This is a genomic window from Sphaerisporangium sp. NPDC005288 (assembly GCF_040607475.1).
GTDB lineage: Bacteria > Actinomycetota > Actinomycetes > Streptosporangiales > Streptosporangiaceae > Sphaerisporangium > Sphaerisporangium rhizosphaerae.
On the sequence record NZ_JBEXGT010000082.1, the window covers coordinates 1 to 18,843 of the forward strand.

Sequence of the window (18,843 nt, forward strand, 5' to 3'; positions counted from 1 at the left end):
GTCACCGACCGTGAAGAACACCTTGCCGATGGTCTTGGGCAGGTTGACGTTCTTGACCTTGGTCGGGGTGACCTTCTCCTGGCCGATCGGCGCGACAACGCCGGCCTTGCCGTCAGGCTTGGCGTCGCCGCCACCGAGCTTGATCTTCTGGTTGGTCTGCTCGGCGCCGGTGAACTGCGCGGCGGCCTTCAGGTTCGCGCCACCGTTGGACTTCCAGTAGCTCACGATCTTCTGCGCGCTGCTGGCGGAGGCCAGGGACACGGTCTTCTTCGCCGGCGCGGTGGCCGCGTTGGCGGAGGTGACCAGGGTGGCGCCGATCATGCTGGTGGCGGCGATGGCGCCACCAAGCGGGAGGGCGAGACGCTTGACTCGGGTGTTCAAGGGAACTCCTTGGGCTGGCGTGGAACGCTTCCTGCGCTCCATGCGTCAGTAAAGGGATAGCCATGAAGATACAGAGAAGATCTTGGGCGCGGTAACCGGAATCGTGACGATTTTGGGGCTTCGTCCTACGTGATCTTTCTGTGATCGGCGGACGAGCCGACTCTCGCTGTCAGAATCTTCGTGCGACCTCCATGTTTGCCCAGATCAGGGTGCCTATGTGACCATTGGTACCGCTGTGACGATGGTCAACCGCGGCTTGACCCGATCTGAGGTCGTGTGACGCAGATCACACGGAACCAGGGGAGCCGATCGGGCGGGTGGCTACGTCTAAGGGGCCGACGATCTAGACAAATACGGCAAAACGCCCATAGGTTCACCTGCATCACGCTCTGGAACGGACCAAGCCCCGGAACATTCGTTCCGGGGCTGCGACAAATGCGGCAATTCCCTCCAGTCGCCCCCACCCACTGTGGTCGTCGGCCTGAGGGGCCCGCGGCCGTCCGATGGGTCAAGGCGGGGGCTTCCGTGAGTACAGAGGCGGCATGCGGAGAGCAGAGGCGCTCGGTGATCTCCGGAACCGGCCGTCACCGGGCTGCGGACGTTGAACGGTCACCCCGATCGAACTCGGCCGGCCGGGGCGTCGAGTCAGGTGCAGACCCGGCAACCGGGAGGGAGCGCCGGACTCAGGCGGTCTTCTGCCGGGATGCGTAGGAGTACACCAGGTAGGTCGCCTTGTCGAAGTACGGCGAGGACACGCCGTCATAGCGACCGTCGCCGTCGAGGTCCCACGTCAGGCTGTTGACGCCGTTCAGGTACCCGATGCGCCGGAGCTGGCTGTACTTGATCACCCAGGGGCCGCCGCTGGCGCCGGCCGTGAACGCGCAACCCCGGAACATCACGCCGCCGTTCAGCTCCCACTTCGGAGAGGAGATCTTCTTGGTGGCGCGGGTGAGGCAGGACTCCATGGTGCGCCCGTCGAAGGGGCGGGTGCCGTTGGGATGCGGGCCGGCCGGGTAGCCGAACGCGTACGCGGCGACGGTGTACCCCTTGTTCCAGGCGAAGCCCTGACCGCCGACGTTCTTCTCCAGCACCCCGGTGCCGACGCGCTTGTACATCGGCAGGCCCTTGGCGTCCTTCTTCTGGATGCCGCTCGCGTCGTAGTCCGGGTCCCACCTGTAGCCCCGGTGGACGGTGACGAACGCGTAGTCGAAGTCGAAGTCGCCCGTGGCGGAGTAGGTGTCGTTGAGGTACAGCGTGTGGCCGACGTAGATGCCGTAGGGGGTCTTGCCGTCGGCGTAAGACGGGATGAAGATCCAGTACTCGACCGGCTTGCCGTTCTTGACGTCGTACGCGCAGTGCCCGGCGGTGGCGACGACGTTGCCGTACTTCGAGTGCACGGACGAGGCCGAGCACCAGTACTCGGTGGTGCCGTTGCGGAAGAACACCTTGCCCACCGTCGGCGGCAGATTGACGTTACGCGAGTTCACCGTCTTGGGCGCGGCCTTCGGGGGGACGACGCCGGACACCGTCGTGGTCGTCGCCGGGGCCGTGGCCGTCCTGCCCGCCTCGGCCGTGGCCGTTCTCACCACGGGGGTGGCGTTACCAGGCCCCTTCGCGGCGGCGGCCCGGCTGGGGGCGGCGGTCGCGGAGGGGGCGGGGGTCGACCCGGGATTGGCCGCCGATGTCTGCGGCGCGTAGCTGCTGGCGCGCTTCAACCGGTCGGGGGTCCACCAGTCGACGACTTTCTGGTTGTCGGCGTCGTTCTGCGCCAGGGGGACGGAGGTGATGCCGGCGGGCGCGGAGCGGGCGTTCGCCAGTGCTCCGGCCGATCCCGCGCCTGCGGAAAGGATCACACTCGCGGCAGCCAACGCGCCGCAGAATGTGAGCGCGAGCCGCTTCGCTCGGGGGGGCATTTCGTACCTTCCAGGGGTCAGACGTCGGCAGACAACAGTGAAGGGCGATTTTTCCAGATCATTTGCCGGGTGGCACGGTACTTGGCCGACCTGGGTTCACTTCGTTATGGGGAAGGGCGGGGGTCGTAGGACTGCCCCGGTAGGGGGCCGGGCATGCGCCCGGGCCCCCTACGGTGCCGTGGAGACCGTCAGCTCGTCGTAAGCTTGCCGGTCCACTGGTTGGCGGCGGACTTGTAGACGCCGTAGGTGTCGCTGTTGAAGTACGGCGTGGTGATGTGGTCGTACCGGCCGTTGCCGTCGGTGTCGAGGGTCAGGCTCACAACGCCGTTGAGGTAGCCGGTGCGGTTGGCGTTCTTGTACACGATCAGGAACGGGCCGCCGGTGGCGCCGGGAGTGAAGGCGCACTTGATGGCGAGCTGCTCCTCGGCCTTGTACTTGGCCACGGCTGGGGCGGCCGCGGTCTGGCCGTAGCACCACTTCATGGTCTCGCCGGTGTAGGCCTTGTTGCCGTCGAGGTGCGAAGCGGTCGGGTAGCCGAAGCTGAACTGCTTCGCCTTCGTGCTGCGGTTCCAGGTGAAGCCCTGGCCACCGACGTTGTCGCCGAGACGGCCGGCGTCCACGAAGGTCTTGATGGTGAACACGGTCTTGTAGTACTTGACCGTGGTCGTCTTCTTCACCCAGTACTTCACGAAGTAGTGGGTGATGGTGTAGGCCGAGTCCACCATCTTCTTGTAGCCGGGGCCCTTGTAGCTGTTGTAGGTGACCTCGTCCACGTACTCGGTCGCGGTCTTGGCGGGGGCCTTGGCGTAATTCTGCTTGGAGTTGACCGCGGGGGCCTTGTCGTAATCGTCCTTGGTGACTTCCTTCAGGACCTTCTGGCCGCCGGCGGTGCCCCAGGGGAGGACGGTCTCGGAGCCGGTCGACTTGGACCAGGCGTCGGCGGTCTCGCCGCCCTTCTCGTCGACCTTCTTCTGGTACTCGTCCTTGGTGATCTCGACGTCCTTGGCCCACTTCGGACCCTTGTACGCGTCGAAGGTCGCCTTGTCGACGGTCTTCTCGCCGGTCTGCTTGATGCCGTTGTAGACGTTGACGAAGGCGTAGTCGTAGTCGTAGTCCTCGTACACAGTGAAGTCACTGTGGAGGTTGACCTTCCCGCCGACGTAGATGCCCCACGGCGCCTTGCCCTGGTAGTAGCCGGGGATGAAGACGAAGTTGTCGACGTACTTGTTCGCGTCCGTGTCGTACACGCAGTGCCCGGCCGTGGCGACCAGGTTGTGGTACTTCGACTGAACGGAGGTGCCGGAGCACCAGTACGGCTTGCCGTCGACCTGGAAGAACACCTTGCCGACGTTGGTCGGCAGGTTGACGTTCTTCGACGTGCCGGCGGTCTTGTCACCGTCACCGGTCGGGGCGATGGAGCCGGCCTTGCCGTCGGCGGAGGCCTTGCTCGTGCTCGCCTTCAGCTTCGCCGACAGCGAGGAGTCCTCGTTGTAGTGCGTCGCAGCCTTGAGCTTGCTGGGGGTCCAGGCGCCCGCGATGGCCTTCGCGTCGGTCCCGTTGTTCGCCAGCTTTCCGGACTTCACCGGGGTCGGCTTCGTCTCGGCGCCGGCGGAGGTGGTGAGGGTCGCACCGATCATGCCGGTGGCGATGAGGGCGCCACCGAGAGGGAGGATCAGGTGCCTTGCTCGGGTGTTCATTGAGCTCCTTCTATGTCATGGGTTGCCCGGGAAGGACCCATGCGTACGTAAAGAGACTCGACGACCGTACTCCGCCGATCTTGACCATCGACCCCAAAACCGGACAAAAGCATGCGTGTGTTATCTGGTTGTTATGAAACCGGTGGAACCGGAGAGATACCTGATACGTCGAAGTCCGCTCGTTGATCGAGGGCTCAGGGCGACCTGAGGCCCGATCGCCGCTCCCCGGACGAGCGGGTGACGCCGCGAGGAGAGGAACGCCGACCACAAGGCGGGAGGAAGCCGACCGCCCACCGTCACACGAGAGATCGGGGGATCTGCCATGCGACGCCTTGCACTGGGTCTGACCTGCGCCGTCCTGCTGCTGAGCACGGCCGCGGCCCTGTCGCCGACGCCCATGAGTGAGCGCGACCTCGTCGTCATCCCCCGCCCCATCTCCGGCACGATCCTGGGCCTGCTGCCCGGTGGCGAGCACAACGACCTCCTCGGCCCTGTCCCCGGCGCCGGGCCGGTCGCCACCGGTGCCGTTCCCCACCCCCTCCCCGGCGGCCCGGCCGCCCACCTTCTCTCCTGGATGGCCCTGGAGGAAACGACCCTGGGTCCCCACGCGCCGGCGCCGCCGGGATCCTCTTCCGCTTCTCGGAACGCGTCCGGGCCCGGAGTCGCCGCCAACGCCGCTCCGCCCGACGCGGCTGCGTCCAACGCGGACCTCGGCAATGCGGCTTCCTTGAACTCGGCCCCGGCCAAGGGGGTCAGCCGCGTCCTGCTCATCGCGGTCGCGCGAGGCGAGTCGCCGACGCCCGCGGACAAGGCGGTTCTGCTCCTGTGCGGCCCGACCGCGGGCTCCCACCCCAAGGCCGCCGACGCCTGCAAGCAACTGGAGCACGTCGGGGCGAACCTCAACGACCTGAACGTCTCGCCGGGCGCCAAGTGCGGCAAGGAGTACGACCCGGTCACCGTCTACGCAGCCGGCCTCTGGGACAGCGGCCGTCTGTCCTACGAGCGCACCTTCACCAACCGCTGCGAACTCAAAGCCACAGCCGGCCCCGTCTTCGACTTCTGACAGTGAGGATGTACTCCGTACAGTCCTGTCGGACCGCTGGGGATGCCTCGATCGAGGTGGCGGAGTCGGCTGCCGAGGTGCTGGGGGAGGCCGGGGAGTCATCCGGAGGAGTGGCCTTGTCGGGACCTCAGGGTGTGTCTTGAGGCTTGGTCGGCCAGGCGTATTGGATTGGGGAGGCGGTAGTGGGGCGTGCTGTTCAGGGTCACGTCGCATGCGGTTTGCAGGCTCGTCAGGTGGCCGATGGAGACGTATACCGGTTTGACGTGGTCGGCGGTTCTGAGGACGGTTCCGATCACCTCGCCCTCGTCGGTCAGTGGTGACCGGTCTCCTCGCGACGGTCCCGGTTCGTCGTAGCGGCCGATGAGAGCCTGCTTGGCGACGCCGATCGTCGGTAGTCCCGTCACCACGCCGAGATGGCAGGCGAGACCGAATCTGCGTGGGTGCGCCATGCCGTGGCCGTCGCACATCAGCAGGTCAGGCAGAGGGTCGACCTTCTCCAGAGCGGTGAGAAGCGGGGGGAGTTCCCGGAAGGAGAACAGGCCGGGGAGGTAGGGGAACCTCGGTCTGTCCTCCTGCACGACGACGTCCCGCACCTCCAGCGTGGCCGCGTCGAGTACGACCACGGCGGCGACGAGCCGGTCGTCGTCCTTGCTGTAGGTGACGTCGAGGCCGGCCAGGCGCCTGATCTGGTGGAGGCCGGGACCGGTGTCGGTGACGCGATGCCGGAGTCTCGACTGGACGGCGGTGGCCTCTGCCGCGCTGGTGGGCCAGGGTTCCCGAGGGTTCACGTCACGTCAGGGTGCCAGGTTGAGGCGGTCGAAGGCGAGCGGCGGCGCGGCGTCCACGACGTCGACGCCTCGACGCCGGTCCGTTTGATGCTACCGGCGGACGTAACCGGTCTCGCGGCTTGCGCCGGGATCGGAGACCACGCGGGTCAGGGGTGGAGGGACAGGCCCTTGAGGGTCTTGTCGAGGAGGTTCTTGGGGGCGTGGAGGGCGAGGCCTACCAGGGGGAGGGTCTCGGCGGGGTGGGCCTGGACGGTGGCGCGGTTGGCTTCGTCGTGTCCGGTCTTGAACATGTCCTCGATGTAGACGGCTGTGGGGATCGCCCGGGCGAGGGCTCTGGTGTGGGTACGGGTGAGGCCCTCGGCGTCGGCGGCGTAGACCAGGACCGGCTGGCGGAACATGGCGAGGTAGGCGTTGCCGGAGGCGTCCGCGTACGGCTCGCCGATGGTCTCCTCGGAGGCCGCGGCGACGGCGCTCGCCAGGAACGCGGTCACGTTGAGCTTCTGCCAGACGGCCAGGTCCTCCCGGACGACGATGGCGATCTTCGTGTCGAAACGCATGCTGAGCAGCTTGGCGAGGGTCGGGGCTCGCGTCTTGTACGCCGGTGCGGCCGGCGCGGGGTGTCGGCCCCGGTGCCATTCGGCGGTGCGGCGGTGTGTACCCGGTGTCGTTCGGCGGTGCGGGGGGTCGGTACGGACGGTCGTGATGCGCGTGTCGGCGCGGGCGGTCGACATGCGGGCGTTGGCACGGATGGGCGACATGCGGGTGTCGGCGGACGTCGCGGTGGCCTGCGTGTGGTCGGGTGTGTGGTCAGAATGGAGGGCATGGGAGGGGACTGGTCGCGGTACTGGCGGGCGGCCGATCGGCCGTTGGAGGCGATGCACGCGCACTTCGAGCGGCACGTCTACCATCGGCACAGCCACGAGACCTACTCCTTCGGGATGACCGAGGAGGGGGCCCAGCACTTCACCTGCCGGGGCGAGGCCCGTACCAGCGCGGCAGGCATGGTCATGGTGTTCAATCCCGACGACCCGCACGACGGGCACGCGGCCGACGAGGTGGGCTTCACCTACCGGATGGTGCACATCGGGCCCGACCTGGTCGCCGAGGTACTGGGGGAGGCGGCCGGGCGGAGGGCGGGGCTGCCGTTGTTCACCGAGCCGGTCGTGGACGATGCCGTGCTCGCCGGACGGTTGCGCCGGCTTCACGAGGCCCTGGTGGGCGACGCGGACGCGACGCCGCTGCGGCGGGAGGAGTTGCTCGACTCCGTGGTGGTAGCCGTGGCAAGGCAGGCAGGGCCCAGGCTCGTGCCGCTGTACGGCGGTGGACGGGGTCGCGATCTTCCCGGCCGCGGGACGCCACGGCCGAGTGCGAGCGGCATGGCGGGACCGGCCGAGCGCGAGATGGCCGGTATGGCAGGGGGTGATGGCCGGAGGACGGCGCGGGTTGTGCGGGAATTGTTGCACGACCTGGAGGCGGGCGCGGTGTCGGCGAGTGACCTGGCCGTCGCCACAGGGCGCAGCCGGTTCGCCGTGTACCGGTCCTTCCGGGAGGCGTACGGCATGGCGCCCAGTGACTACCAGCGCCAGCTCCGGCTGCGCGCGGCACGCAGGCTGCTCGCCCAGGGCTGCTCTGCGGCGGACGTCGCGGCGACGACCGGCTTCACCGACCAGAGCCACCTCACCCGCTGGTTCACCCGCTGTTACGGAGTGACTCCCGCCGCCTATCGTGAAGCGGGCCCGCTCCAATGACCCGGGACCCGGCTCCCTGACGGAGTGCCGGCGCTTCACCGCGAACGGCGCCGGCTTCACCGCACCACGTCCCGCCGTCGCGGCGCCGGAATGAGCGAGCACAGGGTGGGTGTGGTGTCGGGGTCGCCGGGTGGTGTGTGGGTCGGCTTCACCGCACCACGTCCCGCCGTCGCGGCGCCGGAATGAGCGAGCACAGGGTGGGTGTGGTGTCGGGCTCCCCGGGTGGTAGGTGGGTCGGATTCACCGTGTCATGTCGCGCTGGCGGGGCGTCGGAGTGAGCGTGTCCGGGGTGGGTGTGGTGGGAGGGCTCGCCGGGTGGTGTCCTGTCGTGGGGGCGTGGGTCCTGTCTCGTTGTTGGGGCATTGGGCGGGGACGGATGGCGCCGGGTGCGGCGGTCCTGTTCACGTCAGTCGTTGATGATGATCATGGTGCCTAGGGGGAGGTGGGTCACGGCGTCGAGGGCGGGTTTGGGGAGGCGGACGCAGCCGTGGGAGACGGCGTGGCCGAAGACGCTCTTGTCGGGCCAGCCGTGCAGGCCGACGGTGCCGGGGCCGCCGTCGTAGGTTTTCAGTTTCTCCGAGTGCGAGCCGAGCGGCAGGATCACCGGGCTGTAGGACACGCCGGAAGGGGAGAGGGCGGCGAGCAGGAAGGTGCGGCCGACGGGGGTGGGGGTCTGGTCGGTGCCGATGCCTACCTGCCACGATCCGGTCTCCTGGCCGTCCTTGAACACGGCGAGCCTGCGGTCCGACAGGTCGATGCGCACCTGGTAGGGGCTGTGGGACTCCTTGGTCTTGCCGTCGCCGGTGTGGATCCAGCCGGTGGACCCGTTGGGCCTGCTGGGGAGCAGGACGCGCATCCAGCCGGGGCGCGTCTCGACGACCGGGAGCCAGGTCGGGTTGTCGAGCTGGGTGGTGGGGAGGACGGCGATCGCCGGGCCGCCGGGTTCGGCGTAGACCACCTTCTGGGCGCGCGGGTGGACGACCAGGCCGTCGTTGGCCGCGAAGGGCTGAGAGTCGGGTTCGGCCTCGCTGACCGTCGTCCACGTCGTCGACCTGGGCAGGGCGGCGAGCTGGGCCGTGGTCACCTTCGCCGGCGGGATGGGCTTGGCCGGAGTGGGTGCGGGCGGGGTGGCGAGCTCGCGGTCGAACTTCCAGTTGGTGACGATCACCAGCATGGCCACGCTCAGCAGGACCGTGGTGACCACCGCGGCGATGACGAGGACGGTGCGGGTGGATCGGCGGCGGACGTACATGGGACCCCCGTGAAGGTACTGGCTGCTGCTCTTCGCGGTTCGGCGGACCGGTGGGCGGTGGTGGTGATCGTGGGTGGTGGGTGATGGTGCGCGGTGACGCTAGTGATGGGTGATGGGTGATGGGTGGTGGGTGGTGGGTGATGGTGGCGGTGATCGGGCCCGGTGGCGGTGATCGGGTGGCGGGGCGGCGGCGGTGATCGGGCGCGGTGGCGGTGATCGTGGGTGGCTGAGGGTGCGCGGTGGCGGTGGTGGTGAGTGACGGCGGCGTTATCGGGTGCGGTGGGGGTGGGTGGGGGCGAGCCGGAGGGCCCGTCCGGGATTGCGGACGGGCCCTCGTGGCCCCGGGACGGTGGATCAACCCGTCACGGCGAAATGCTGGACCGGCCGCGGCCGCTCCTTCTTGTAGTGCTTCTGGTGGTAGCGCTTCTCGTGGTGCTCGTGGTGCTCGGGCACCCACTTGTGACGGTGGTTGTCCCAGTACTCGCGGTGACCGCCGCCGTGGTCGAACCAGCCCTCGATGTGCCGGCGGATGCCCCTGTCGACCAGCACGGTGTGGTCGTTGCGGTCGTGCCACCACCTGTCGCAGCGGCGGCGCAGGTTCTCCCACTCCTCCTTGGTGTGGTGTGCCGAGATGCCGTGGCGCTCCTCGGCGTTCCTCAGACGGCGGCACTGGTGCTCGTCGTCGTCGTCATGCCGGGTGGTCCTCGGCTCGTCCTCGTCCTCCCAGTCGTCGTCGTGGTCGGACTTCTGGGCTTCCTTCTTGCCGTCGTCCTTCTTGCCGTCGTCTTTCCGGTCGGCCTCGACCCGCTGGACGAGCGTCGCGATGGGGCTGGGGTCGAAGGCGGTGTTGCCCAGGTACTGGGCGGAGATGGTGTGGGTTCCCTCGGCCAGGGTGGTGGTCGTCAGCGTCGCGCGGCCGCCGGTGAGCAGGTCGGCGGTGCCGAGCTCCACGGTGCCGTTCTTGAAGACGACCCTGCCGGTCGGGAGGATGGTGGTGCCGGTCGCCGTCACCGAGGCGGTGAAGGTGACCGACTCGCCCCGCCGGGACGGGTTGTGCGACGAGGTCAATGTCGTGGTCGTCGCGGTGGCCCGCCGTACGGTGACGGAGAACCCGGGCTTCACGGGCCCGGCGGGAAGCAGGGATGCCGCCTGCGTGCCGAGGGCCTGCGGGGCGGTGCTCGCGCTCGCACTGCTGGGTGCCGCGGCGAGCGCGCCCATCGCGAGAGCGCCCGTGAGAGCTGCCGTCAGCCATGAACGACCGACATTACGTTGGAGAGACCGTGGGTGACCGACGTCTATCATAAAGCGGTCCTTTTCTTTTTGCAGTTCAAAGTAAAGGAGCACCTCGATGCTGGCGCGCCTGCATGTCCGACCCTACTCATGGTCGACCTCGATACCGTTGTCCGACATGCGGGAGATTCGCGCAAGCGGCGGAGTAACTGTAAAAAATAGTGGCCCGCTACTCACTCTTTTTTCGTGATAAGTCGGACAGCCTTCCGAGGTACCCGCACGTCGGAAGCCCTGTCCCAGCGCGGAAATCGACTCCAGGTAAAAAACGGACGACCCGCATCAGCGGTTCAGTGGCGCCGCGTAAATTTCCCGGGACGTGGGCGCGCCGCCCCATGTGCGTACGGTATTTCGTCCGGGATTGCCGCCTTGTTCCGATAATCGCCGGAGGCGTCGGCGATAACGGCGTAGCGGATTGGATGCCGCCAAGGACGCCTTTCCGGGAATTCGCGGAGTGCCGCCGGTTTCCTCCGCCGTGTCGACGAGGAGCCCGCGCCGGCGACGTGGACGGCCGAGGAGGGCCGTGGACAGGGGGTGGCGGGAAGGGGACGGGGCCCGCCCCGGGGGTAGGGTGCCGCCATGTTCGCCGTGACATGCACAAGCACCGACCCAGACAACCCGCTCGCCGGTCTCACCCTCGGCGAGCGGCCCGAGCCGGAGGTCCCCGGCGGATGGGCCGTGGTCACCGTGAAGGCGACCGCGCTCAACCATCACGACCTCTGGACGCTCAGGGGCGTCGGCATCCGCCAGGACCGGCTCCCCATCGTGCTCGGCTGCGACGCCGCCGGCGTGGACGAGGACGGCAACGAGGTCATCGTCCACTCGGTGATCGGCACCCCGGTCCAGGGGGACGAGACGCTGGACCCCAAGCGCTCGCTGCTGTCGGAGAGCCACGACGGCACGTTCGCCGAACGGGTCGTCGTCCCGCGCGCCAACCTGGTGCCCAAGCCGGCCGGGCTCTCGTTCGAGGAGGCCGCCTGCCTGCCGACGGCGTGGCTGACCGCCTACCGGATGCTCTTCGAGAAGTCGGGGCTGGAGCCGGGCTCCACCGTGCTCGTCCAGGGCGCCGGAGGCGGGGTCGCCACCGCGCTCATCGCGCTCGGCCGCGCGGGCGGCTACCGGGTGTGGGCGACCAGCCGCTCGGAGGACAAGCGCGCCAGAGCGCTGGAGCTCGGCGCCGACCAGGTGTTCGCCCCGGGGGCCCGGCTGCCCGAGCGCGTCGGCGCGGTGATGGAGACGGTGGGGCAGGCCACCTGGGACCACTCCCTGAAGTCGCTGCGCCCCGGCGGGCGCATCGTGGTCTCCGGCGCCACGAGCGGCGCTGTGCCGCCGGCCGACCTGAACCGCGTGTTCTTCCTGCAGCTCTCGGTGGTCGGCTCGACCATGGGGACGCGCGACCAGCTCGGCCGGCTCGCCACGTTCCTCGTGCAGACCGGCGTGCGTCCCATCGTGGACCGCGTGCTGCCGCTCGACCGCGCGCCGGAGGGGTTCGCCGCGCTGGAGCACGGCGAGGTGTTCGGAAAGGTGGTCTTCACGCCGCCCACGGGCCGATGAGGCACGCGGCGAGGCCGTCCCGCTCGGCGGCCTCGTCCTGCTGGACGGCTTCCGGCGTCTCCTCCCACGGCGCGCACGGTTGAGCGTGGCCGCCGAGACGGAGCAACGGGGGGCGGAAGCCGTACAGGATCATCATCGGAGCGTGGAGCGGATGCGGGTGGCGGCCTCGTACAGGGCGTCCTGGGCGGTGGCGAGGGTCTCCTCGGTCACCGAGGACGCCGCCGCGGCGCCGCGGATCTCCTCGACGAACTCCGCCAGCATGCGGCCGAGCTCGGCGTCGCGGTCACGGGAGCCGTGTCCCTGCCAGGCGCCGCCCCAGGCGCCGCGCAGCCAGTCCTGCTTCCAGCGCTGGGTCTCCTCTTTCCAGACCCGCTTCTGGCGTTCGAACTCCTGCTTCTGCTCCTTCCATACCTGCTTCTGCTCACGCCAGGCCTGGCGGTAGTCCTCCCTGACCGTGCGCGCGTCCTCCTTGGCCTGCCGGTGTTCCTCCTGGCCGGTCTGGCGCACCTCGCGGGCCATCTGGGTCAGCTCGTCGCGCAGGGACCGCACGGTGTCGCGGACGTCCTCCTTGACCTCGCGGGCGATGTCGCGGACGGACTGGGAGATCTCCTGCTCCAGCTCGGCGAGCTCGTCCATGCGGGCTTCCAGCTCGGCCCGGCCCTTGTCGGTGATCGTGAAGACCTTCTTGCCGTCCACGAGCTCGTGGGTGACCAGGCCCTCCTCCTCCAGGCGCGCGAGCCTGGGGTAGATGGTGCCGGGAGAGGGCGAGTACACGCCGAGGAAGCGGTCCTGCAGCAGGCGGATCACCTCGTAGCCGTGCCGCGGGCTCTCCTCCAGCAGCTTGAGCAGGTACAACCGGAGGCGTCCATGGGCGAAAACGGGGCTCACTGCTCTCTCCTCAGAAGGGTCACATCGGCCGACACGGTGGACGCCGACAGGGAGGCCATGCCTCCGCCGAGCCGGCCGGACACCGACTTGGCGCCTGGGCGGCTGGTGGTGCCGAGGCCGGTGAACGCGCTGTTCAGCCGGCCGGAGGTCGAGCGCAGGGAGACATCGGCGTCGACCGCCCCGGGCAGCCGCACGACGATGGACCCCGAGACGCTGTGCAGGGTGACGTGGCCGGTGGGCGGCAGCTCCAGGTCGGCGGTGATGCGGCCGGACACGGTGTTGGCGCGCAGGCGGCGCGGGGTGCCGCCGGCCACGGTCAGCTCGCCGGCGACGCTGGTGAACGACAGGTCGCCGGCCAGGCCCCGGCTCTCGACCGCGCCGGACACGGTCTCGGCCTCGATCTCGCCGCTGACGCCGTCCAGCACGATCTCACCGGAGACGCTCTTGACGTTGGTGCGCCTCTCGAAGCCGGCGACGACCGCGGAGGCCGAGATCACCCCGGCCTGGACGGGACACTCCTTGGGGAGGGTGAGGGTCAGTGTCGTGTCGCGCCGGCCAGGCCGCAGCCACCCGAGGATGCCGTCCCAGGTGAGGTCCTTGTAGGCCACGGTGAGCCGGCCGTCGTCGTCCTGCTCGACGATCAGCGGTGGCGTGTCGATGTCGCTCACTTCTAGGGTCGGTGGCCCGTCGCTGGCGAGCACGGCGAGCCGGCCGGCGACGATGCGGACGCTCAGCTCGCTCACCGCCTCGAACGTCAGCTTCTCCGGCTTGTCGATGGTCCATTTGGGCATGGCCTCGTCCTTCGACGGCTGGTCGTGGTTGCCTTCCACGGAACACGATATATCTCGTCAGGCAGAAGTCAAGATGTATCGCGTTTTGAGAGTACGCTGGAAGTGCACCAGAAGTACGCCCGAAGCGTGGCGGAAGCGCGGCGAGAGCAGGCCGAGCCCGCCTGAAGGACGCCGGGAGCACACGCCGGCAGGCACGCTGAAAGGCGCCGGCCGAGGCGGGCCGTGGTCAGTCGTCCTCGTCGTCCAGGCGGGCGAGCCAGGTGGCCAGGCGCTCGACGGGAATCTCGAACTCGGGGTTGAGATCGACGAACTCGCGCAGCCGCTCGGCCAGCCAGGTGATGCCGACCTCCTCCTCGCCGCGTCGCTCGACCAGCTCTTCGATGCCCCTGTCAGTGAAGTACATCGCAACTCTCCTGCATGTGCGGATATATGGGGAAGTCCCCCACAGAACGCCTGTGGGGGACTCCGATGACGCAGGTGACGGCGCGTCCCGTCAGCCGAGGCTCTCGGTGACGATGTGCTCCAGCTCGGCGTCGTGCGCGGCGTGCGAGCCGGCCGCCGGGGAGGAGTTGGCCGCACGCGACACCCGGCGCAGCCGCCGCCCGTCGAGCAGGCCGGGGTCCTCGGTGAGCTTCAGCGTGAGGTACGGCCACGGGCCCATGTTGGTCGGCTCGTCCTGTGCCCAGATCAGCTCGACGTCGGAGCCGTAGCGGGACAGCTCGGCCCGCAGCTCCTCGGCCGGGAACGGGTAGAGCCGCTCGAGCCGGACGACCGCCACGTCCGTGCGCTGCTGCTTGTCACGGGCGTTCGCCAGGTCGTAGTACACCCTGCCGGAGCAGAGCACCACGCGCCGGACGTCCGACGGGGTGACGGTGGCGTCGCCGATCACCGGGCGGAACGCGCCGGAGGTGAACTCGGCGCTCGCCGAGGACGCCGCCTTGTGCCTCAGCAGTGACTTCGGCGTGAAGACGATCAGCGGCCTGCGGCGGTTCGACACCACCTGCCAGCGCAGCAGGTGGAAGTAGTTCGCCGGCGTCGTCGGCTGGGCGACCGTCATGTTGTCCAGCGCGCATATCTGCAGGAACCGCTCGATGCGGGCCGAGGAGTGGTCGGGGCCCTGCCCCTCGTAGCCGTGCGGCAGCAGCAGCACGACCGCGGAGCGCTGGCCCCACTTCTGCTCGCTGGAGGAGATGAACTCGTCGATGATCGACTGGGCGCCGTTGGCGAAGTCGCCGAACTGCGCCTCCCAGGCCACCAGGGCGTCCGGGCGCACGACGCTGTAGCCGTACTCGAAGCCCATCGCCGCGAACTCCGACAGCAGGGAGTCGTAGACGTAGAACTTCGTGGTGCCCTGGTTGAAGCTCTTCAGCGGCGTGTGGTCCTCACCGGTGACCCGGTCGACCAGCACGGCGTGCCGCTGGCCGAAGGTGCCCCGGCGGGAGTCCTGCCCGACCAGGCGCACCGGGTGGCCGTCGATCAGCAGGGAGCCGAAGGCCAGCGTCTCGCCCATGGCCCAGTCGATGGCGTCCTCGGTCACCATCTGGCCGCGGCGCTGGAGCACCGGGGCCAGGCGGGGGTGGACCGTGAAGCCCTCGGGCAGGGTGAGCTGGGTCTCGACGACCCGCTTGATCGTCTCCTCGGAGATGCCCGTCGGGGTGTCGTCGTGCGACCACGGCACCACCTCGTCGGGGGCGGGCTTGACGACCGCGCCCGGCTCCAGCGGCTTCCTGCCGGCCTCGCGGGTCTCGGTGAAGGCCCGCTCGAGCTGCTCCTGGTAGTCGCGGAGCGCCTGCTCGGCCTCCTCCACCGTGATGTCGCCCCGGCCGATCAGCGCCTCGGTGTAGAGCTTGCGGATCGACCGCTTGGCGTCGATCAGGTCGTACATCAGCGGCTGGGTGAAGCTCGGGTTGTCGGCCTCGTTGTGGCCCCGGCGGCGGTAGCACACCAGGTCGATGACGACGTCCTTGCGGAACTTCTTGCGGTACTCGTAGGCCAGGTGGCCCACGCGGACCACGGCCTCGGGGTCGTCGCCGTTCACGTGGAAGATCGGCGCCTGGATCATGCGGGCCACGTCCGTGGCGTACACGCTGGACCGGGAGGAGGCGGGCGAGGTGGTGAAGCCGACCTGGTTGTTCACCACGACGTGCACCGTGCCGCCCGTGCGGTAGCCGCGCAGCTGCGACAGGTGCAGGGTCTCGGCCACGACGCCCTGGCCGGCGAACGCGGCGTCGCCGTGCACGAGCACCGGCAGGACGGTGAAGCCCTCCTCGCCGCGCTCGAGCAGGTCCTGCTTGGCGCGCACGACGCCTTCGAGCACCGGGTCGACGGCCTCCAGGTGGGACGGGTTGGCCACCACGGACGCGGCGATCTTCTTGCCGCTGGGCGTGGTGAAGTCGCCCGACGCGCCGAGGTGGTACTTCACGTCGCCCGAGCCGTGGGCGCTGCGCGGGTCGAGGTTGCCCTCGAACTCGCCGAACACCTGGGCGTAGGACTTGCCGACGATGTTGGCCAGGACGTTCAGCCGGCCGCGGTGGGCCATGCCGATGACGACCTCGTCGAGCTCCTCCTCGGCCGCGTCGCTGAGCACCGAGTCGAGCAGCGGGATCAGCGACTCGCCGCCCTCCAGCGAGAAGCGCTTCTGGCCGACGTACTTGGTCTGCAGGAAGGTCTCGAACGCCTCGGCGGTGTTGAGCCGGCGCAGGATGTGCAGCTGCTCCTCGCGGCTCACCCTGCCGTGCGGCTTCTCGACCTTGCTCTGGATCCAGGCCCGCTCTTCGGGGTTCTGGATGTGCATGTACTCGATGCCGACCGTGCGGCAGTAGGAGTCGCGCAGCACGCCGAGGATGTCGCGCAGCTTCATCAGCGGCTTGCCGCCGAAACCGCCGGTGGCGAACTCGCGCTCGAGATCCCACAGCGTGAGGCCGTGCGACTTGATGTCGAGGTCGGGGTGCTTGCGCTGGTTGTACTCGAGCGGGTCGGTGTCGGCCATGAGGTGGCCGCGCACGCGGTAGGCGTGGATCAGCTCGATGACCCTGGCCGACTTGGCGACGTCGTCGTCGTGCGTGGCCGAGATGTCCTGGACCCAGCGGACCGGCTCGTAGGGGATGCGCAGCGACTGGAAGATCTCGTCGTAGAAGCCGTCCTGGCCGAGCAGGAGCTGGTGGATGCGCCGCAGGAAGTCGCCGGACTGGGCGCCCTGGATGATGCGGTGGTCATAGGTGCTGGTCAGCGTCATGACCTTGCTGACCGCCAGGCGGTTGAGCGTCTCGGGGGAGGCGCCCTGGTATTCGGCCGGGTACTCCATCGCGCCGACGCCGATGATCGTGCCCTGGCCGGGCATCAGGCGGGGGACCGAGTGGACGGTGCCGATGGTGCCGGGGTTGGTGAGGCTGATCGTGGTGCCCGCGAAGTCGTCGACGCCGAGCTTGCCGCCGCGCGCCTTGCGGACGATCTCCTCGTAGGCCGTCCAGAACTGGCGGAAGTCCAGCGACTCGGCCTTCTTGATCGACGGGACGAGGAGCTGGCGGCTGCCGTCGCTCTTCTGCACGTCGATGGCGAGACCGAGGCCGACGTGCTCGGGCTTGATCAGCGTCGGCTTGCCGTCGATCTCGGCGTAGGAGTGGTTCATGTCGGGCATCGCCGACAGCGCCTTGATGATGGCGAAGCCGATGATGTGGGTGAAGGACACCTTGCCGCCACGACCGCGCGACAGGTGGTTGTTGATGACGATGCGGTTGTCGATGAGCAGCTTCGCTGGGACCACCCGGACGCTCGTGGCGGTGGGGACCGCCAGGCTGAGGTCCATGTTCTGCGCCGTGCGGGCGGCCGCGCCACGCAGCCGCACCTCTTCGGCTCCGGACGGGGTCGCCGCCGCGGGCTTGGCCTTGTCGGCGGCCTGCGGGGCCGCAGGAGTCGTCTTGGCGGCCTTGGGAGCGGCCTTCGGAGCGGCCTTCACCGGCGCCGCCTGCGGCGGCACGGGCTGTGGCGGCGCGGTCGCGGTCGCCGTGGTGGCGTCGGCCGTCGCGCCGTTGGACCCCTCGGGCGCCTGCGCGCGGCTCGTGCCGGAGTTGGGGTTGTAATCAGCGAAGAAGTTCCACCAGGCACGGTCGACAGACTCGGGGTCCTGGAGGTACTTCTGGTACAGCTCGTCGACAAGCCACTCGTTCTGGCCAAAGTTGGTCATGGGGTTTGTCCGCGACGACTCAGACGACACGGCGGAAATCGCCCTCTTCCGCAGATCGGCGTTGTTGAATAAAGAACCTGTCCAAGGCTACTCGCCCGCAGAAGTAACGCGTGCTATCTGTGGCCGGGCTCACGCCCGATCATCCCAGGACCGTTCAAACTGGTCACGCGCGGGTAGTCAGTCCGGGGGGTGAGGTCATGCTCACCTCCGGGCATGCTCGCTCTGCCCCCGGCGCCACAGGCGTGCCTCGCGGACCGACCCGGACTCAGGCGGGCGATCAGCGGACTCAGGCGCGACGGGCCGGCCGGCCTCAGACAGACCGGACTCGCACAGGCCGGACTCGCACAGGCCGGACTTGCGCAGGCCGGACTGACACAGGCCGGACTCAGGCAGGCCGGCAGGACCTCAGGCGGGGCCGACCAGCCGGGACTCCACGCGCACGCCGGGCGTGATCTCGCGCAGCAGGCCCGAGAGCTCCTCCCCGGACGCCGCCAGCTCCTCCAGCGACATCGGCGCCAGCCGTTCGAGCAGGAAGAGCGCGTCCACGGTGTCCTCGGTGATGCGGGTGCGCACGCACTGGCGCCAGTTCCACCTGCGGCAGGTGACGCCGCGGTCGTCCCGCCAGACCACCTCGCCGATCTCGGGGTGGTCGATGACCGTCTCGCCCTTCTCGACGGCGTCGAACGGCTCTTCGCCGCTCGCGCGGACCAGCCGCGCCGTGCCCTCGTAGTGGGCGAGGTCCTCGCCGCCGATGGGCAGGACGTGACGGATGCTGATCGCGTTGTAGGCGTCGACGACCAGGTTGATCTCCGGAGGCGGCATCCGGCGCACCAGGGCGTCGACCGAGGGCCGGGTGCGCTGGGGCTTGGCGCCGAACGCGCGGTAGGCGTCCTGCCAGGCGAGGATGTTCTCGTGGCCGGGGGTGACGGCGCCGGCCGCCGCCTCGGCCAGCCACCCGCGGGAGCGCTCGTCGGAGGGCCCGTTGAGCAGGCCGTACGCGCCGATGGCCAGGACGTGGAAGTCCGCCCGCAGACGGGTGACCGCCTCGTCGATCCAGATGGCACCGATCATGCCGCCCACCCTAGCCAAGGCCGCGCGGCGGGCGTGACGGCATCCGGCCGGTAGGAGGCGCCGTCGTCCGGGCCCGCCCGGCGGGAGGCGCCGTCGTCCGGGAGCCCGTCGTCCGGGAGCCCGGCCGGCGGGAGGCGCCGCCGGGCGGCGCCCCCCCCACAGCGCCGCGCGGGGCTCGCCAGAGCTCAACGGTAAACCACAGAGACGAACTAATTGTTGTAGGGATG

The 18,843-nt window shown here is 69.2% G+C and carries 15 protein-coding genes and 1 pseudogene; 3 read left to right on the forward strand and 13 right to left on the reverse strand.

Going from position 1 to position 18,843, the window contains the following annotated elements:
• The 3 genes and pseudogenes from ABZU32_RS39765 to ABZU32_RS39775 form a co-directional block, all read right to left on the reverse strand.
• Nucleotides 1-381 (reverse strand): annotated as a pseudogene (locus tag ABZU32_RS39765) (hypothetical protein); the annotation flags it as partial.
• 683 nt (nucleotides 382-1,064) lie between these two features.
• Complete coding sequence (locus tag ABZU32_RS39770) at nucleotides 1,065-2,249, reverse strand: hypothetical protein (RefSeq protein WP_354931694.1); 1,185 nt, start codon at nucleotides 2,247-2,249, stop codon at nucleotides 1,065-1,067.
• 233 nt (nucleotides 2,250-2,482) lie between these two features.
• Entirely contained in the window at nucleotides 2,483-3,991 is a 1,509-nt protein-coding gene (locus ABZU32_RS39775; RefSeq protein WP_354931697.1) for a hypothetical protein, read from the reverse strand.
• 322 nt (nucleotides 3,992-4,313) lie between these two features.
• Here ABZU32_RS39775 and ABZU32_RS39780 point away from each other — a divergent pair, with 322 nt between their 5' ends.
• Complete coding sequence (locus ABZU32_RS39780) at nucleotides 4,314-5,054, forward strand: SSI family serine proteinase inhibitor (protein WP_354931700.1); 741 nt, start codon at nucleotides 4,314-4,316, stop codon at nucleotides 5,052-5,054.
• Nucleotides 5,055-5,152: 98 nt separating this feature from the next.
• On the opposite strand, the gene nfi is transcribed toward ABZU32_RS39780, so the two are convergent.
• Complete coding sequence (gene nfi / locus ABZU32_RS39785; RefSeq protein WP_354931703.1) at nucleotides 5,153-5,842, reverse strand: deoxyribonuclease V; 690 nt, start codon at nucleotides 5,840-5,842, stop codon at nucleotides 5,153-5,155.
• Between the two features lie 146 nt (nucleotides 5,843-5,988).
• Nucleotides 5,989-6,399, reverse strand: coding sequence for a DUF2000 family protein (locus ABZU32_RS39790; protein WP_354931706.1), 411 nt, complete (start codon nucleotides 6,397-6,399; stop codon nucleotides 5,989-5,991).
• Nucleotides 6,400-6,663: 264 nt separating this feature from the next.
• Between ABZU32_RS39790 and ABZU32_RS39795 the strand changes: the two genes are divergently transcribed.
• Complete coding sequence (locus ABZU32_RS39795; protein ID WP_354931709.1) at nucleotides 6,664-7,590, forward strand: AraC family transcriptional regulator; 927 nt, start codon at nucleotides 6,664-6,666, stop codon at nucleotides 7,588-7,590.
• A 406-nt stretch (nucleotides 7,591-7,996) separates the two neighbouring features.
• Here the strand turns inward: ABZU32_RS39795 and ABZU32_RS39800 are convergent, their stop codons facing one another.
• A complete protein-coding gene (locus tag ABZU32_RS39800; RefSeq protein ID WP_354931712.1) occupies nucleotides 7,997-8,842 on the reverse strand; it encodes a L,D-transpeptidase in 846 nt (281 codons plus the stop codon).
• 354 nt (nucleotides 8,843-9,196) lie between these two features.
• Nucleotides 9,197-10,060 (reverse strand): Ig-like domain-containing protein, encoded by an 864-nt coding sequence (locus ABZU32_RS39805; protein ID WP_354931715.1) that lies wholly within the window; start codon nucleotides 10,058-10,060, stop codon nucleotides 9,197-9,199.
• Nucleotides 10,061-10,708: 648 nt separating this feature from the next.
• On the opposite strand from ABZU32_RS39805, the gene ABZU32_RS39810 reads away from it, so the two are divergent.
• Complete coding sequence (locus ABZU32_RS39810) at nucleotides 10,709-11,683, forward strand: zinc-binding dehydrogenase (RefSeq protein WP_354931718.1); 975 nt, start codon at nucleotides 10,709-10,711, stop codon at nucleotides 11,681-11,683.
• On the opposite strand, the gene ABZU32_RS39815 is transcribed toward ABZU32_RS39810, so the two are convergent.
• The 6 genes from ABZU32_RS39815 to ABZU32_RS39840 all read right to left on the reverse strand — a co-directional run bounded on the left by ABZU32_RS39815 (nucleotide 11,661) and on the right by ABZU32_RS39840 (nucleotide 18,616).
• The gene (locus ABZU32_RS39815) at nucleotides 11,661-11,819 is read right to left on the reverse strand and encodes a hypothetical protein (protein WP_354931721.1); all 159 of its coding nucleotides are present in this window, start codon (nucleotides 11,817-11,819) and stop codon (nucleotides 11,661-11,663) included. The genes ABZU32_RS39810 and ABZU32_RS39815 overlap by 23 nt on opposite strands.
• Nucleotides 11,816-12,571 carry a helix-turn-helix transcriptional regulator gene (locus ABZU32_RS39820; protein WP_354931724.1) on the reverse strand — a complete coding sequence of 252 codons (756 nt, stop codon included), beginning with the start codon at nucleotides 12,569-12,571 and terminating at the stop codon, nucleotides 11,816-11,818. The genes ABZU32_RS39815 and ABZU32_RS39820 overlap by 4 nt, the downstream gene beginning before the upstream one ends.
• A complete protein-coding gene (locus ABZU32_RS39825) occupies nucleotides 12,568-13,401 on the reverse strand; it encodes a DUF4097 family beta strand repeat-containing protein (protein ID WP_354852897.1) in 834 nt (277 codons plus the stop codon). Before ABZU32_RS39825 ends, ABZU32_RS39820 begins: the two co-directional genes overlap by 4 nt.
• Nucleotides 13,402-13,588: 187 nt before the next feature.
• Nucleotides 13,589-13,765, reverse strand: coding sequence for a DUF6104 family protein (locus ABZU32_RS39830; protein WP_354852895.1), 177 nt, complete (start codon nucleotides 13,763-13,765; stop codon nucleotides 13,589-13,591).
• Nucleotides 13,766-13,855: 90 nt separating this feature from the next.
• Nucleotides 13,856-17,575: a multifunctional oxoglutarate decarboxylase/oxoglutarate dehydrogenase thiamine pyrophosphate-binding subunit/dihydrolipoyllysine-residue succinyltransferase subunit gene (locus ABZU32_RS39835; protein ID WP_354931727.1), complete on the reverse strand. Its 3,720-nt coding sequence runs from the start codon at nucleotides 17,573-17,575 to the stop codon at nucleotides 13,856-13,858.
• A gap of 375 nt (nucleotides 17,576-17,950) precedes the next feature.
• Nucleotides 17,951-18,616 carry a phenylalanine--tRNA ligase beta subunit-related protein gene (locus tag ABZU32_RS39840; RefSeq protein ID WP_354931730.1) on the reverse strand — a complete coding sequence of 222 codons (666 nt, stop codon included), beginning with the start codon at nucleotides 18,614-18,616 and terminating at the stop codon, nucleotides 17,951-17,953.
• Between the last annotated feature and the right edge of the window lie 227 nt (nucleotides 18,617-18,843).

Coding starts and splice junctions, on each gene's coding strand:
- ABZU32_RS39775 (WP_354931697.1), bottom strand. CDS start 3,991: ATGAACACCCGAGCAAGGCACCTGATCCTCCCTCTCGGTGGCGCCCTC.
- ABZU32_RS39780 (WP_354931700.1), top strand. CDS start 4,314: ATGCGACGCCTTGCACTGGGTCTGACCTGCGCCGTCCTGCTGCTGAGC.
- ABZU32_RS39790 (WP_354931706.1), bottom strand. CDS start 6,399: ATGCGTTTCGACACGAAGATCGCCATCGTCGTCCGGGAGGACCTGGCC.
- ABZU32_RS39795 (WP_354931709.1), top strand. CDS start 6,664: ATGGGAGGGGACTGGTCGCGGTACTGGCGGGCGGCCGATCGGCCGTTG.
- ABZU32_RS39800 (WP_354931712.1), bottom strand. CDS start 8,842: ATGTACGTCCGCCGCCGATCCACCCGCACCGTCCTCGTCATCGCCGCG.
- ABZU32_RS39805 (WP_354931715.1), bottom strand. CDS start 10,060: ATGGGCGCGCTCGCCGCGGCACCCAGCAGTGCGAGCGCGAGCACCGCC.
- ABZU32_RS39810 (WP_354931718.1), top strand. CDS start 10,709: ATGTTCGCCGTGACATGCACAAGCACCGACCCAGACAACCCGCTCGCC.
- ABZU32_RS39815 (WP_354931721.1), bottom strand. CDS start 11,819: ATGATGATCCTGTACGGCTTCCGCCCCCCGTTGCTCCGTCTCGGCGGC.
- ABZU32_RS39830 (WP_354852895.1), bottom strand. CDS start 13,765: ATGTACTTCACTGACAGGGGCATCGAAGAGCTGGTCGAGCGACGCGGC.
- ABZU32_RS39840 (WP_354931730.1), bottom strand. CDS start 18,616: ATGATCGGTGCCATCTGGATCGACGAGGCGGTCACCCGTCTGCGGGCG.